Annotated in this window: 15 protein-coding genes; all 15 read left to right on the top strand. The window is 39.2% G+C overall.

Annotated features, from left to right (window positions below; genetic code table 11):
* Window positions 1–138: 138 nt before the first annotated feature.
* The 15 genes from ACNHOZ_RS09160 to ACNHOZ_RS09090 all read left to right on the top strand — a co-directional run bounded on the left by ACNHOZ_RS09160 (window position 139) and on the right by ACNHOZ_RS09090 (window position 14,539).
* Window positions 139–906 carry a carotenoid biosynthesis protein gene (locus tag ACNHOZ_RS09160; protein ID WP_048019021.1) on the top strand — a complete coding sequence of 256 codons (768 nt, stop codon included), beginning with the start codon at window positions 139–141 and terminating at the stop codon, window positions 904–906.
* The gene (locus ACNHOZ_RS09155; protein ID WP_048019022.1) at window positions 903–1,616 is read left to right on the top strand and encodes a lysophospholipid acyltransferase family protein; all 714 of its coding nucleotides are present in this window, start codon (window positions 903–905) and stop codon (window positions 1,614–1,616) included. The genes ACNHOZ_RS09160 and ACNHOZ_RS09155 overlap by 4 nt, the downstream gene beginning before the upstream one ends.
* Window positions 1,613–2,719 carry a glycosyltransferase gene (locus tag ACNHOZ_RS09150; RefSeq protein ID WP_048019023.1) on the top strand — a complete coding sequence of 369 codons (1,107 nt, stop codon included), beginning with the start codon at window positions 1,613–1,615 and terminating at the stop codon, window positions 2,717–2,719. The genes ACNHOZ_RS09155 and ACNHOZ_RS09150 overlap by 4 nt, the downstream gene beginning before the upstream one ends.
* Entirely contained in the window at window positions 2,716–4,176 is a 1,461-nt protein-coding gene (locus tag ACNHOZ_RS09145; protein WP_048019024.1) for a phytoene desaturase family protein, read from the top strand. Before ACNHOZ_RS09150 ends, ACNHOZ_RS09145 begins: the two co-directional genes overlap by 4 nt.
* A gap of 132 nt (window positions 4,177–4,308) precedes the next feature.
* Entirely contained in the window at window positions 4,309–5,037 is a 729-nt protein-coding gene (locus ACNHOZ_RS09140; RefSeq protein ID WP_048019025.1) for a hypothetical protein, read from the top strand.
* Window positions 5,038–5,194: 157 nt separating this feature from the next.
* The gene (locus ACNHOZ_RS09135) at window positions 5,195–5,938 is read left to right on the top strand and encodes a sugar phosphate isomerase/epimerase family protein (RefSeq protein WP_048019026.1); all 744 of its coding nucleotides are present in this window, start codon (window positions 5,195–5,197) and stop codon (window positions 5,936–5,938) included.
* A complete protein-coding gene (locus ACNHOZ_RS09130) occupies window positions 5,935–6,894 on the top strand; it encodes a sugar kinase (RefSeq protein ID WP_048019027.1) in 960 nt (319 codons plus the stop codon). Before ACNHOZ_RS09135 ends, ACNHOZ_RS09130 begins: the two co-directional genes overlap by 4 nt.
* 2 nt (window positions 6,895–6,896) lie before the next feature.
* Window positions 6,897–8,177, top strand: a complete 1,281-nt coding sequence (locus ACNHOZ_RS09125; RefSeq protein WP_013083743.1) for an MFS transporter — start codon at window positions 6,897–6,899, stop codon at window positions 8,175–8,177.
* A 26-nt stretch (window positions 8,178–8,203) separates the two neighbouring features.
* Window positions 8,204–8,848, top strand: a complete 645-nt coding sequence (locus tag ACNHOZ_RS09120) for a bifunctional 4-hydroxy-2-oxoglutarate aldolase/2-dehydro-3-deoxy-phosphogluconate aldolase (protein WP_014459503.1) — start codon at window positions 8,204–8,206, stop codon at window positions 8,846–8,848.
* A 101-nt stretch (window positions 8,849–8,949) separates the two neighbouring features.
* On the top strand, window positions 8,950–9,960 hold the full coding sequence (locus tag ACNHOZ_RS09115) for a LacI family DNA-binding transcriptional regulator (RefSeq protein ID WP_047750584.1): 1,011 nt from the start codon (window positions 8,950–8,952) through the stop codon (window positions 9,958–9,960).
* Between the two features lie 102 nt (window positions 9,961–10,062).
* Entirely contained in the window at window positions 10,063–10,698 is a 636-nt protein-coding gene (gene hxlA / locus ACNHOZ_RS09110; protein WP_048019028.1) for a 3-hexulose-6-phosphate synthase, read from the top strand.
* A complete protein-coding gene (gene hxlB / locus ACNHOZ_RS09105) occupies window positions 10,698–11,246 on the top strand; it encodes a 6-phospho-3-hexuloisomerase (RefSeq protein WP_033579433.1) in 549 nt (182 codons plus the stop codon). The genes hxlA and hxlB overlap by 1 nt, the downstream gene beginning before the upstream one ends.
* A gap of 336 nt (window positions 11,247–11,582) precedes the next feature.
* Entirely contained in the window at window positions 11,583–12,554 is a 972-nt protein-coding gene (locus tag ACNHOZ_RS09100) for a DHH family phosphoesterase (RefSeq protein ID WP_033579432.1), read from the top strand.
* A 21-nt stretch (window positions 12,555–12,575) separates the two neighbouring features.
* Window positions 12,576–13,325 carry a glucose 1-dehydrogenase gene (locus tag ACNHOZ_RS09095; RefSeq protein ID WP_048019029.1) on the top strand — a complete coding sequence of 250 codons (750 nt, stop codon included), beginning with the start codon at window positions 12,576–12,578 and terminating at the stop codon, window positions 13,323–13,325.
* Between the two features lie 566 nt (window positions 13,326–13,891).
* Window positions 13,892–14,539, top strand: coding sequence for a nitroreductase family protein (locus ACNHOZ_RS09090; RefSeq protein WP_048019030.1), 648 nt, complete (start codon window positions 13,892–13,894; stop codon window positions 14,537–14,539).
* Window positions 14,540–14,776 lie beyond the last annotated feature (237 nt).

Here is a 14,776-nt window from a genome sequence, read left to right as displayed (position 1 = left end):
ACTAACAGTGGCTATTTTCACATAATCTTAAGAGAGTGTGTTCTACTCATAGAAAAGAGCACATTGAAAATGGAGGGAATGTGTACAAGCTTATATAATAGCAATTTGATAAAAAGAAGCTGGAGAGAAGGTGAATCAATGATCACAAATGGTATTTATCGTTTTTTTCTTATTTGGTACGTATGCGGAGTCGTTTTGCTTTCATTTGATTTGCTGCCTTCATGGTTAGAATGGGCAAATGCTGTTTTTTTACACTTGAGCAGTCTTCTTGCTCTTATTTATCTAGCTAAAGCCTATGGAGTAAGGCGGGCACTGGTCGTTGCCGTATTTGTGACAGGCGCATCTATTTATGTCGAAAGTCTAGGTGTTAAACATGGGTTTTTGTTTGGATCCTACGATTATGAAAAAGATTTTGGCGCTAAAATCTTAGGAGTTCCTCTGACCATTGGATCGGCTTGGTTTATGGTCGTAATCACAAGCAGAATATTAGCTCTCGGAATTATGAAGCGCATGGAGCTGCCGTTTATTGTCCATGGAATTGCCTATGCGGTCATTAGTTCGCTATTTGCTGTTATTATGGATTTGGCTATTGATCCCGTTGCCTATGTTGTTAAACAATATTGGGTGTGGGAAGGGGACAGCTTTTATTATAATATTCCTTTATCCAATTTCTCCGGCTGGTTTTTACTGTCTTTCTTCATTCAGCTGGTCGTATATTTCTTTTTAGCTAAGGTTCCTAAAGAAGAAGAGCCGATATGGGAAAGAAGAATGGTGTTTTTGTATAGTGCAGTCGTCATGATGTTTGTAATTGTAGCATTAGTAAATGGCCTGTGGCTTGTGGTATGGCTGACGATGATTCCTTTTCTTATTCTTTATATTGTGTATAAAAAGGAGACTCGCTTATGATTTATCCGAAGAAAAACTCAATATTTGAGCGCTTTTTTCAACTGTTTGTCACATATCAGCTCAAAAAACAGTTTTATCGTATTCATTTACATATAGAAGAGCTCCCAAAAGATAAAAAAATATTATTAATTGCTAATCATTCCAGCTGGTGGGACGGTTTAGTGACATTTTATTTAAATAACGCGGTATTAAAAACAGATCTATACGCTATGATGTCTGAACAAGGAATGAAGGATTTTCCTTTTTTTCAACGAATTGGGGCTTTTTCAGTAAATGCAGCGTCTCCGAAGCATACGGTGGAATCGTTAAGGTTTGCCAGTAGGCTGTTAGAAGATAAAAAAGCGGTGCTTGTTTTTCCTCAAGGAAAAGAAGAGCATCTTGAGAAAAGACCGTTAGCTTTTTCTGAAGGACCTGCTTTTCTTCTAAAAAAGCAATCTGACGTTGAAGTTATTCCCATTACATATTATTATACGTTTCGCCATGATCAGCGACCTGAGCTTTTTATCTGGGTAGGGCAAGCTGTTTTTTACGACTTAGCCAATGCAAGAGAAGATATAACCAAAACGCTAGCCGCTGCAGTCACTGCTCAGCTCGATCATCAAAAACAAAAAATCATTCAAGAAAACGATGAGGAATTTACGGTTTTATTAACAGGACGAAAGACGCTTAGCGAGTGGTTAACGTGGTGGAAAGCGAAGGTGAAAGAATGATTTACTATATGCTTTTATTTATTTTGATGCTGCTTCTGACCATTGTAAATATTCAAGCAATGCCTAAATTAAATAGATACAAGTTGAATTCAAAAACACCTCAGCCTCTCATTTCTATTTTGATTCCAATGCGAAACGAAGAACGAAATGTAAAGCGAATCATTTCTTCTGTTAAAGGATTAACGTACAGCAATCTAGAATGTGTCATACTAGACGATCAGTCCACAGATGAAACACGAACACAGCTGTGGAAAGAAATTCACGGGGATTCAAGGTTTACCATCATAGAAGGAAAAGAGCTGAAAGAAGGGTGGGTAGGAAAAGTTCATGCCTGTCACCAGCTGTCACAAGCTGCAAATGGAGACTATTTATTGTTTGTAGATGCCGATGTACAGCTCAAAGAACGCACGCTAGAACATACTTTAGCCACCGCACAAGCGACAAAAGCAGCTCTTTTAACAGGATTTCCTCGTTTTCCCGTAAAAACGTGGTTAGAAGCATTGGTTGTTCCGCTTCAGCATGTTGTTGTTTTTAGCTATTTACCGGTTGTGGTAGCGAACCGTAACAAGGTGAGCAAAGCTTCAGCAGCTCACGGTGCTTTTATGTTTATAAAAAAAGAAGCTTATGAGATCGCAGGAGGACATGAAGCTGTTAAAACTTCACTAGTAGAAGATGTGCATCTAGCTCAGCTTTTTAAGAAAAAGAAACAGCGCGTTATTTTAGCCAATATTACGTCTCACGTTAGCTGTTATATGTATGAAACAACTGAAGAAGTATGGAATGGGTTTGCTAAAAATATCTTTGTTGGTCTAGGCCGATCCGCTAAAGCAGTTTGGATACTGAGCGTTTTTTTTACCTGTTACTATGTGCTGCCGCTTCCTTTGTTTATAGCAGGAATATTCACAGGCAACATACTTTGGATTCTTCCTTTTTGCATTATGCTTTTTCAGCGGTTTTTAATTGACCGGTCGGCTCAGCAAAAAGGGCTTTTGTTTCTTACTATGCCGGCGTCGGCAATTGTGCTGATGCTGCTCATGAACCATTCTATGAAGCGTGAACGAAAAAAGCAGGGATATGAATGGAAAGGAAGGCATTATCAATGAAAAAAGTACTAATTGTCGGGGCAGGATTAGGCGGATTAGCTGCAGGAGTTCTTCTTCAAACAAAAGGGTTCGATGTCACAATCGTTGAAAAAAACGAGCACGTAGGCGGAAAAATGATGCCTGTGCAGCTAGGAGAATATTCTTTTGATTTTGGGCCTAATACCATTACAATGCCAGAAGTTTTTCAGTGGTTATTTGAGCAAGCGGGCGAACGTGCAGAAGACTATATGCCTCTTGTTAAACTAACGCATCATACAAATAATTTCTTCACCGACGGTTCACAATTTTCCATGTCTATCGAAGAACGAAAAATGATTGAGCAGCTTGAACGTCTTGACCCCTTTGCTGCTAAACAATACCCGGCCTATTTAAAAGAAGTAAAAAGAATATATGACATTGCAAAAAGTCAATTTTTCTACCGGACATTTTCGTCATGGAAAGATTACACAAACCCTTCTCTATTAAAAGCACTGCTGCAAGTAAGGCCGTTTGAAACAGTAGATACGTTTCATCAGCGCTTTTTTCGAAATGAAAACATTCGAAATGCATTTAATCGATACGCAACCTATATTGGATCTTCACCTTATACATCGCCCGCTACCTTTTCACTGATTGGACACTTAGAAATGAATGACGGGGTGTACTATGTAAAAGGAGGAAATACTAGAATTGCAAAAGGGCTGGGGCATGTGTTCCAAAAAGCCGGCGGAAAGCTGTACACAAACTGCAGCGTGACTGAAATAGTAGTAAAAAATAAGCGGGCTGTCGGAGTGGAAGTGAATGGAGAAGAAAAGATAGACGCGGATATCGTTATTGTAAACGGGGACTTGCTAAAAGCCTATCCGGCACTCGTAAAAGAGCAGGATAGACCTCATTTTAAAAACAAAAAAGCAGCTGAGTTTGAGCCTTCCATATCAGCCTATGTAATTATGGCAGCAGTTAAAAAGCGCTTTTCTCAGCTGATTCATCATCAAGTGTACTTTTCTCAGGGTTACAAGCAGGAATTCTATGAACTATTTCAGCAAAAAACGCTTCCAACCGACCCTACCATTTACGTTTGTAATTCTTCGTATACCGATAACACGGTAGCTCCGGGTGATAATTTATTTATTTTAGTGAATGCCCCTGCTGTAAAAAAAGAGAATCAAGAAAAAATGAAAGCTTACAGAGAGGTTGTCTATCGCAAGCTTTCTCAGTTTGGTTTAGATATTGAGCCCTCGCTTGTACATGAACGAATTGTTACTCCATGTGAAATTGAACAAACCTTTGGTGCATTTAAAGGCGCTTTGTATGGAGTGAGTTCAAATCGGAAAATGGATAGTTTTCTTCGTCCAAGTAACGTCTCAAAAGATGTTAAAAACTTATATTTTGTAGGAGGAACGACTCACCCAGGCGGGGGATCTCCTATGGTCACAATTAGCGGTATCAATGTAGCTACGCTTATTTCATCTTCCTAATTGATAAATCAGGATTGTCAAAAAGTTTAGTTTTTTGGTACTATAAGAAAGGACAGAGGCTGTTAACCACCTGTTCTCGCGGATGGAAAAAAATGTTACATAATGAAGTTGAAAAGGTGATTACATAACTATATGATTGTATTTACGTGTCTTATTATTATCATAAGCATTATTCGTCCGTACTTGGAGAGCGTGACTGTTAAGCGAATTGCTTCAGAAGGCAAAAAAATTCGCTACTACAAAGAACAGTTCTTTTTTTATGTGCTAATTTTACTATTTTATATTGCGGTGATGGTATACCATGCGGTTCCATTTTCTATGTTGGGGTTGCAGGGAGTATATCTAGATACGATTCACCGGACGGCTCCGTATCCAGCATGGATTGAATATTTGCTGCTTTTAATCTTTGCAGGCTTTATCATTCTTTCCATTATGCTTCAATGGATGAAAGATCATGGAGAAACGGTTTTTGTGGAACAGGAGATGCCCACGTCAATTGAGGCAACCGTTCCTAAAACGGAAAGAGAGCAAAAGTGGTGGCTTGCATACAGCGGTATTTCCAGCTTCGTAGAAAGCACCGTCTATTTTCCTAGCTTTTATTTATATAGTCACTATGTATTAGCCATTCAAAATACATGGGTGTTGGCTATTTTAATTGGTATTGGTTATTTCCTATCACAGCTAGCTTTTCAGCGTGACCGTTTGAGTGTCCAGACGCTGTTGGTTGGTATCGGGCTAGGCGCTTTATTTATCATGACAAAGTCAGTTGTAATCATGGTCTTGTACTATGGTTTTAGTTTCTTAATCTATGATATTTATCAACAAGATCGCAATTTAGTAAAAAGCACAGAAGATCACTAAGAAACAACACGGCATAACGCCGTGTTGTTTCTTTTTTTTATAATTTATAAAAAAAGCTTGAAAAGCGCTTTCAATAGTCTTATAATTTAGATAAATCGATTTACTAAACCGGTTTAGTAAGTGGTTAGCTAGTATAATAAGAAAGGTAGGTCGATTTATGAATCATATCATTATTCCTTTAAATGCATTTGAAACGACAAGCTCTCAGCACACCATGATTGGGAAAATATATGAACAGCAAGTACATGGAGTGGAAATTCGAAGAGAGTTAATGAAAAAAGTAGATCAAGAGATTGAGCTTATTGCCGAAGAATTAAAAAGATATCCGCTTTTTACAGTATATTCGGCTCCAATCGAACTGTGGAAAGAAAGTGGAGAGTTAAACAAACAAGAATTAAAATCTATTCTTGAAGAAGCCGTATCACTTGGCGCTCAGTGGGTAAAAGTTTCTCTTGGTTTTTATCAGCCACAATCACCTATAGGGGAATTGCAGGAGCTATTGCAGGCATTTCCAGCTTTACATCTATTTGTGGAAAACGATCAAACCAGTTATGGAGGCAACATAGCATCTTTGCACGCATTTTTTGATAACGCTTACGAAATTCCTGTTTCCATGACGTTTGATATTGGTAACTGGCTTTATGTACAGGAACGACCCCAGGAAGCAATCAAAAAGCTAAGGTCATTTGTAGGCTATATTCATATTAAACACGTAATAAAGAATAGCGGAAAGCTAGTAACAACCTCTATATCAAACGATTCAAATGAAATGTGGAAAGATATTTTGAAAGGGTTTTCTCATTCGATTTTTAAAGCTTTAGAGTTTCCAATCGATGAATCGGAACAAATCCCCCGCTTCATTTCATTGGTGCAAGCAGCAGAACAGGAGGAAGTGCAATGAATTCATTAGACGTTATTACCTTCGGAGAAGCAATGGCGATGTTCATGGCAGAACAACCAGGACCGCTGTATGAGATTAAGCATTATACAAAAGAGCTAGCCGGAGCAGAAACAAATGTAGCAATTGGTCTCGCTCGTCTCGGTCTGCGCGCAGGGTGGGTGAGCAAAGTCGGCAATGATCCTTTCGGTACGTTTATTATGAAACGGCTACAAGAGGAGTCGGTCAACACCGATTGTGTACTAGTAGATAGCGAACATTCAACAGGCTTTCAAATTAAATCAAAAGTGGAAGTGGGAGATCCGGAAGTTTGTTACTTCCGAAAAAATTCGGCAGCCAGTCACTTGCACCCACGCGATTTTAATCGAAACTATTTTTTAGCGGCAAAACACATGCATATGACAGGAATACCGCTTGCTGTGTCAGCAAGCATGCGTGAATTTGCTCTACACGCGCTTACCTCGATGAAAGCAGCTGGCAAAACGGTTTCCTTTGACCCGAACCTGCGACCGACTCTTTGGACATCGAAGGAAGAAATGATTTTTACAATCAACGAAGCTGCTAAACAAGCAAACTACGTTCTGCCAGGCATTGAAGAAGGGAAAATTTTAACCGGATACGAAAACCCAGAAGACATCGCTTCTTACTATTTAGATGCAGGCGTAGAGCTTGTCGTTATTAAACTAGGTGAACAAGGAGCCTTTTTTAAGACGGCTAAAGAGCAAGGAATGGTTGAAGGAATAAAAGTCAAACAAATAGTGGATACAGTCGGTGCAGGAGACGGCTTTGCAGTAGGGCTGTTAAGCGGACTTCTTCAACATGATTCTCTTACTCAATCTGTCATGAGAGCAAATGCTATTGGGTCATTAGCTGTACAAAGCCCTGGAGATAACGACGGATATCCAACTGAACAGCAGTTGCAAAAATATATGGAATCCCAAAAACAAGGAGTGAAGTGATAATGAAACAGCAGCTAGCAAAAAAAAGATGGCTTCGGTTAATTCCTATCGTATTTATTACGTATAGCCTTGCATATTTAGACCGTGCAAACTACGGGTTTGGAGCAGCAGCAGGGCTGGCAGAAGATCTTCATATTACGCCAGGTATTTCGTCTTTATTAGGATCGCTCTTTTTCTTAGGTTATTTCTTTTTCCAAATTCCTGGCGCTCACTATGCTGAAAATAAAAGCGCCAAAAAGCTGATTTTTTGGTCTCTGATTTTATGGGGAGCACTTGCTACAGCTACAGGTATGGTAAGCCACGTCGGATTTTTGTTTGTTATTCGATTTGCTTTAGGAGTAGTGGAAAGTGCCGTTATGCCTGCTATGCTCGTTTTTTTAAGCCACTGGTTTACAAAAGCAGAACGTTCTAGAGCCAACACGTTCTTAATTTTAGGAAACCCGGCAACCGTCCTTTGGATGTCAATTGTTTCTGGATATTTGCTAGAATCATTTGGCTGGAGATGGATGTTTATTTTAGAAGGTTTTCCAGCTGTTATTTGGGCGTTTTTATGGTGGAAACTAGTAAACGATGAGCCAAAAGATGCAGGCTGGCTGTCGAAAAAAGAAAAAGCAGACTTACACGATGCGCTGCAAAAAGAACAAGAAGGAATTAAACCTGTTAAAGGCTATAAAGAAGCTTTCAAAAATCGTACTGTCATTTTATTAAGCATTCAATATGCTTTATGGAGTATTGGCGTCTACGGATTTGTTATGTGGCTGCCGTCTATTATTAAAGCAGCGCCTAACATGAGTATAGTGAAGACAGGGTGGTTAGCGTCCGTTCCTTACGTATTAGCAGTCGTATTAATGTTAACGGTTTCATATCTGTCAGATAAGTTTTTAAAACGAAGCGCATTTGTATGGCCGTTCTTACTAGTAGGAGCTCTTGCCTTTTACGGATCTTATTTAGTTGGCACAAGCAACTTCTGGCTTTCTTTTACTTTACTCGTTATCGCCGGAGGAACGATGTATGCTCCGTACGGACCGTTCTTTGCGATTATTCCTGAAATTTTACCGCGTAATGTTGCCGGAGGAGCGATGGCTTTAATTAATAGCATGGGGGCACTTGGTTCATTTGCCGGTTCTTATATTGTAGGATTTTTAAATGGATCAACAGGAGGGTTTGGCGCTTCCTATATCTTTATGGCTGGATCATTATTCCTTGCGGCAGTTTTAACCATTGTCGCAACGAAAAAGCCAAGAGAAGTTCAGAGTGTGAAGCCAGTTGAAACAACGGCTTAATGTAACGATAGAAAAGGAGAATTGAGATGCATATTGAGAAAATTACAAGTAGCGGTATTGTAGCGGTCATTCGAGGAGCAAGCGCTGAGCGAATTATTCCGCTTGCCTACGCGTTAAAAGAAGGTGGAGTAACAAATCTAGAAATCACAATGGAAAACCCTGCTGCCGTAGAGGTTATTAAAGAATTGAAAAATGAATTTGACGATTCGATGTTTATTGGAGCAGGAACTGTTCTAGACGAAGAAACAGCACGAATTGCCATTATGGCAGGAGCGTCATTTATTTTTTCCCCTACGGTGAACGAACGAACAATTAAAACGGCTAAAAGATACGGAGTCATTAGCGTTCCGGGTGCTTTTACACCTACTGAAATTTTAACAGCCTATGAATGCGGCGCAGATATGATTAAAGTCTTCCCGGCAAGCGTAGTAGGCCCCGCTTATTTTAAAAATATAGCAGGACCGCTTCCTCATATTCCGTTAATGCCAACAGGCGGCGTTACGGCTGAGAATGCGGGAGCTTATATTAAAGCCGGAGCAGCTGCTATTGGAGCAGGAAGCACATTAGTGGATGGAAAGCAGCTTCCAACTCCTGAATACTTACTTCAAGTAACAAGGGAAGCGAAACGTTTTACTCATGAAATTCAAGAAGCTAGGCTTGCGTACGCTTAATAAATAAAGCCTTCTGCTAGCAAGAAGGCTTTTCCTTTTTCGTTTTTTTCGTTTACACTAGGAGTAGCATAATTTTAGGGATTGAATGAAAAGGACGGATCATGATGCAAAAAGTTACTATGCTGGACGTTGCAAAAGCAGCAAATGTCTCCAAAAGCACCGTATCACAATACATTAACAAGCGATACGAATATATGGGCGAAGAAACGCGAAAGAAAATTAAAGAAGCGATTGATACACTGGGCTATCAGCCCAACTATCTAGCACGGAGCTTAAAACAAAAGCGAACGTCGATGATTGGGATTATTGTTGCCAATATTATGCACAGATTTTCTACGGAAGTCATTCGTGCCATTGAAGACTATTGCCATTCGCAAGATATACATGCCATCATTTGCAACGCAGATGATGACCCTGATAAAGAAAAGAAATATATTAATATGTTAAAAGCAAAGCAAGTAGATGGCCTTATTTTATTTCCAACGGGTGCCAATACTTCTCTTTATGAGCAGATGATCAAAGAAGAATATCCGGTTGTTATTATGGATCGTAAAATTCATGATGTAAAAGGAAAAATTCCATCCGTAGTGGCGAACAACCAAGAAGCCACAAAACAGGCTATTTTGCATCTGCTCGAGCTTGGACATAAGCATATAGCGATCATTACAGAACCCTTAACTATTACACCCCGGATTGAACGTGTAGAAGGGTACAAAGAAGCGTTAACATCAGCCAATATGCCTGTAAATGAATCCATGATTATTAACTGCAAAAAAGCGGACATGCAAAAAGCGCTGGAGAAGCTATTTGCAGCCGATAATCCGCCGACAGCGCTGCTGGCTGGAAACGATTTAGTGTTCATTGAAGTGCAGAAATTTATTAAACAACACGGATTTAATATCCCCAATGATTTATCTTTAATTGTTTATGATAATATTCCTTACGCAGATGTAGCAACGCCTGCCGTTACCACGATTTCGCAGCCTGCTTTTGACATGGGAACAAAAGCAGCAGATTTACTTATTAAACAAATTTTGAAAGAAAAGATAGCTTATGAAGAGTACCAGTATGAATGTGAATTAATTATTCGAGAAACAACGTTGTCGTATTAAGCTAAAAAGAGCGCCTATGGCGTGCTCTTTTTAGCTCATCAAAATATTCGTTTTTTTTACGTTGTTACTAAACCGGTTTAGTAGAAAGTGAGGAGAAGAAAGATGAAGATACAATTAGCATTAGATCGCGTCACAATTGAAGAAGCTATTATCCTTGCCAAGCTGGCAGAACCCTATGTTGATTGGATTGAAGTAGGTACATCTCTTATAAAAGAGTATGGAATTGAAAGCATTTATAAAATCAAACAGGCATTTCCGCACAAGATGATTGTAGCAGATATCAAAACGATTGATAACGCAGAGTATGAATTTACCATGTGCTATCAAGCAGGAGCAGATATAGCAACAGTAATGGGCGTATCACCTTTACCCACGATAGAGACGTGTGCAAATGTCAGCGAAAAATGGAATAAAAAAATGATGGTTGATTTATTAAACACGTCAAGCAGCTCGCAAAAGCAAGTAAGTATTTATAGAAGCGCTATTTTCTGCCATCATATCAGCAAAGATGAGCAAGAAAAAGAAGGAAAATCGCTGAGTCAAATAAATTTGCGGCAGTATTTTCATTCAGATGCGCAAATAGCAGTAGCAGGAGGAATTAATCCAGCCTCAGCAACGTCATTACTTCAAATGAAGGCGGACGTTGCGATTATTGGATCAGCGATTACAAAAAGTGCGGATGTGGTAAAGGCATCTGCTGAATTTCAAGACTTATTTATGAGCAGGGGGAACGTATAATGACAAAAACACAAACGATTTTACATGAAATTACGACCGTAATGAATCACATAAAAGAGCCTCAAATAGAAGAAGTAGCGTTTTCACTTTACCAAGCAAAACGAATTTTTGTTATAGGCGAAGGTCGCTCCGGGTTAATGGGCAAATCATTTGCGATGAGACTGATGCATTTAGGTGCAACAGTATACGTTGTAGGAGAGACCATTACTCCTTCGATTGCAGCGGGTGACGTATTGGTGGCTGTATCTGGTTCAGGAAAAACACAGCAAGTGGTGAGCGTAGCTAAAAAAGCCAAAGAAGTAGGATGTTCAGTTATCGGCATTTCAGCTAGTACAGAATCACCATTAACTGCTCATACTGATGAGCTGCTGCACATTCCCGCTGCAACCAAATACCGAAGCGAAAATGAAGCCGCTTCTATTCAGCCGCTTGGTTCATTGTTTGATCAATGTGCTCATGTTGTGTTTGATACGATTTGCTTAGAATACGGGAATTTGAACCAAACGGATCATGAACAGGCGTTTAAGCAGCACAGCAATTTAGAGTAAGTGGAAATAGGCTGAAACAAAAGTAGGTTGGTTAAAAGAAAATCCGAACGATGAGTCGAGATTCTTGATGGAGAATCACATTCGTTCGGATTTTTTTATTGGTATTGGTGAGCGTAGGTTTCATGTGTGTAGTTGCTTCTAGCTGTTGATTGGATCGATGTAGTTATGTCTCACTCTCTTTTGATACAGGTAAGTCTAAACGTTTACTTCACTTTTGTTTATTGCGAAGATATTCCTTCTCTTCAAAGTAAATAACAGCATTTTTATGTTGAAATTGCTATAATATACAAGCCGGTACATATACTAAGGCGACTGAAAATAAAGGAGTTTTGATTGATGACAAAAATAAAATTAATTTCACATAACGATTTAGACGGGGTAAGTCCAGCACTGTTGGGTCGGTTAGCGTTTGGCGACGACAACTTTGATTACAGCACGGTAAGCATTGGCCGCATCAATGACACAGTGACGCATTTTATTGAAGAAGAAAACGATGGAGACACAGCTTTATACATAACGGATATTAGCGTAAACGATGAAGTAGCGGAAAAATTAAATGAACTGGTAAAAAAAGGCCAGAAAATAACTCTTATTGACCATCATATCTCTGCTCTTCCACTAGCTGAGAAATACGATTGGGTTCATGTTATTGCAGAAGACGAAAACGGTAAAAAGACAGCAGCTACATCTCTTTTCTACGACTACTTAGTGCGCAACAACATGCTTCAAAAAACGGAGTTGCTTGATGAATATGTAGAACTTGTGCGCTTATTTGATACATGGGACTGGTTTCATGAAAATAATGTGAAAGCAAAGCGCCTCAATCACCTATATTATCTAATCCCGCATGAAGAATTTAAAGAGACCATTCTAGAAACGCTTCGTGAATCGTACCATACTGAAAATCAAGAATTTACGTTTACGGACAAACACGAAATTTTACTAGAAGCAGAAGAAAAAAAGATTGAAAAATATATTTACGACAAGCAAAAACAAATCATAAAAGAAAGTGTTGAAATTGCTAAAACAGCGTACAACGTAGGCATTGTATTTGCAGATACATATCAGTCTGAGCTAGGAAATGCACTGTGTCTAGAAAACGAAGATATCGACTTTTCCGTTATGGTGGACATGGGACGCCAAAAGATTGGCTTCCGTGCAGTAAAAGACGAAATCAACTTAGCCGAAATTGTTGGGCACCTTGGAGGAGGAGGTCATCCAAAAGCTTCTGGATGCAAGTTAACGGCTGAAACGTTTGCTCTTTTCGTCACGGATCACTTGTTTAAAGACGAAGAAAAAAGTGAATAAAGCGTATAAGGAGGAGATGCTATGTCATTTAAAGATTTAGTTGTTGTTGTTACGGGAGCTGCGAATGGAATAGGAAAAGATGTATCACGCGCATACGCAAAACAAGGAGCAAAAGTGGTATTGGCAGATGTGGACGAAACCGAAGGAGAGCGTCACGCAGAAGCTATTCAAAGACAAGGCGGAGAAGCCATTTTTGTGAAAACAGACGTCCGAAAAGAAGACGACATTTTAAATCTCGTTGAGAAAACGGTCGGTACGTATGGAACGATACATATTTTGATTAATAATGCAGGCGTTTCCCACTGGAAATCACCGTATGAGCTAACCATTGATGAATGGGATGACATTATCAATACGAACCTGCGCAGCGTGTTTCTATGTTCTCGCGAAGCAGCTAAAGTGATGAGGAAAAACGAAAGCGGAGGCTCCATTGTAAACTTAGCTTCTACAAGAGCTTCAATGTCTGAACCAGATACAGAAGCCTATGCTGCTACAAAAGGAGGAATCGTTGCTTTAACTCATGCACTTGCCGTTTCGCTTGGTGATGACAACATCACGGTAAATGCTATTTCTCCAGGATGGATTGAGACATCTGACTACGATGGCCTTCGTGAAATCGATCATACGCAGCATCCGTCTAATCGGGTAGGAACGCCAGCCGATATCTCAAGAGCGTGTATGTACTTAACAAACGTCGAAAATGATTTTGTAACAGGAGCTAACCTCGTAGTAGACGGGGGAATGACGCGAAAGATGATTTATGAACATTAAGTATCTATAAAAAAGGCTGAGATAAAAATATTTTAGACGAAGTGAAAAAATGAACCCTTGATCAAAATTTTTGATTAGCGGTTCGTTTTTTTATTACGGTGAACGTAGGTTTCACCTGTTTCGTTCCTTCTAGCAGTTGATTGAAGGGCACGACGAAGACTCCTGCGGAAAAAGCGGAACAGATGAGACCCCGCAGGAACGCAAGTGACGAGGAGGTTCAGCGGCCGCCCGCGGAAAGCGAAGTCGTGCACGGAAATCAACTGCGGTATCAAAAGCGGTTCAGCTCATATATCCCATTTGTTTATTTTAGATTGGATTCATTTCGTTATGTCTCAACCTCTTTTGATGATCAACAAAAAAAAATAATTTTTCTGTTGACAGGTAATAATAATCATTGTAAAGTAAGTTACATAAAGTAATTAAATTTCAATTAATATTTTTTTAGTTTAATATCTCGAATTAGAGATATAAGAATTCATTATATCTTGTTTATCTCCTTTTATCAGGGGGAAGGGTATAAACATGCAATTTAAGCTTAAAAAAACAAACAATTAGGAGTGTGGAAAATGGGTTTTTTAGATAAATTATTTGATAAATCAAGTGATCAACAACAGGTTGGAAAAGATTTTTATGAAGCAATTAAAAACCGACGTTCTATTTATGCAATTGATAAAAATGTAAAAATGTCAGAAGAAAAAATTGAAGAAATTATTAACTTTGCGGTGAAACATACTCCTTCAGCATTTAATTCCCAAAGCGCACGCGTAGTCGTTTTATTTGGCGAACAGCATGATAAAGTGTGGAATATTACGAGAGAAGCGCTTCGTAAAATTGTTCCAGCTGAAAATTTTTCAGATACGGATCAAAAAATGAACTTATTCGGAAGCGGCTATGGAACAGTTCTTTTCTTTGAAGATCAAGAAGTAGTTGAAGGACTGCAAAAGCAGTTCGCATCTTACAGCGAAAATTTCCCGGTTTGGTCTAACCAATCATCAGGCATGCTGCAGCATGTGATCTGGACAGCTCTTGAGCTCGAAGGCCTAGGAGCAACTTTACAGCATTACAATCCATTGATTGACGATGAAGTAAAAGCAGCTTGGAATGTTCCAAGTTCATGGAAGCTGATTGCTCAAATGCCATTTGGTAATCCCGTGTCACCGGCGGGTGAAAAAGAATTTCAACCACTAAGTGAACGTGTAAAAGTATTTAAATAAGCAAAAAAAGGCACGGACAACATTATTTTAATTAAAGCAAAATCCGAACGATTCATCGTTCGGATTTTTTTATTGGTATGGCAAGCGTAGGTGTTGCGTATGTAGCTGCTTCTAGCGGTTGATTTCGTTATATCTCAGACCCTTTTTTACGGTAAATAGTTTGAATATTCTTTTATGTTTAACCTAAGAAAAATGCGGTTAAATAGGAGGAGTAGTCCTCAAATCTTCTGTGGAATT

This window comes from Priestia sp. D51, from assembly GCF_053345675.1.
This window is presented reverse-complemented; position numbering and strand designations above follow the sequence as displayed.

Bases quoted from the DNA above. Each gene is read 5' to 3' on its own strand.
- ACNHOZ_RS09115 (WP_047750584.1), top strand. From the start codon at position 8,950: ATGATGCAAAAAGTTACTATGCTGGACGTTGCAAAAGCAGCAAATGTC.
- ACNHOZ_RS09125 (WP_013083743.1), top strand. From the start codon at position 6,897: ATGAAACAGCAGCTAGCAAAAAAAAGATGGCTTCGGTTAATTCCTATC.
- ACNHOZ_RS09160 (WP_048019021.1), top strand. From the start codon at position 139: ATGATCACAAATGGTATTTATCGTTTTTTTCTTATTTGGTACGTATGC.
- ACNHOZ_RS09090 (WP_048019030.1), top strand. From the start codon at position 13,892: ATGGGTTTTTTAGATAAATTATTTGATAAATCAAGTGATCAACAACAG.
- ACNHOZ_RS09155 (WP_048019022.1), top strand. From the start codon at position 903: ATGATTTATCCGAAGAAAAACTCAATATTTGAGCGCTTTTTTCAACTG.
- ACNHOZ_RS09130 (WP_048019027.1), top strand. From the start codon at position 5,935: ATGAATTCATTAGACGTTATTACCTTCGGAGAAGCAATGGCGATGTTC.
- ACNHOZ_RS09120 (WP_014459503.1), top strand. From the start codon at position 8,204: ATGCATATTGAGAAAATTACAAGTAGCGGTATTGTAGCGGTCATTCGA.
- ACNHOZ_RS09140 (WP_048019025.1), top strand. From the start codon at position 4,309: ATGATTGTATTTACGTGTCTTATTATTATCATAAGCATTATTCGTCCG.
- ACNHOZ_RS09100 (WP_033579432.1), top strand. From the start codon at position 11,583: ATGACAAAAATAAAATTAATTTCACATAACGATTTAGACGGGGTAAGT.
- ACNHOZ_RS09145 (WP_048019024.1), top strand. From the start codon at position 2,716: ATGAAAAAAGTACTAATTGTCGGGGCAGGATTAGGCGGATTAGCTGCA.
- ACNHOZ_RS09150 (WP_048019023.1), top strand. From the start codon at position 1,613: ATGATTTACTATATGCTTTTATTTATTTTGATGCTGCTTCTGACCATT.
- ACNHOZ_RS09135 (WP_048019026.1), top strand. From the start codon at position 5,195: ATGAATCATATCATTATTCCTTTAAATGCATTTGAAACGACAAGCTCT.
- hxlA (WP_048019028.1), top strand. From the start codon at position 10,063: ATGAAGATACAATTAGCATTAGATCGCGTCACAATTGAAGAAGCTATT.
- hxlB (WP_033579433.1), top strand. From the start codon at position 10,698: ATGACAAAAACACAAACGATTTTACATGAAATTACGACCGTAATGAAT.
- ACNHOZ_RS09095 (WP_048019029.1), top strand. From the start codon at position 12,576: ATGTCATTTAAAGATTTAGTTGTTGTTGTTACGGGAGCTGCGAATGGA.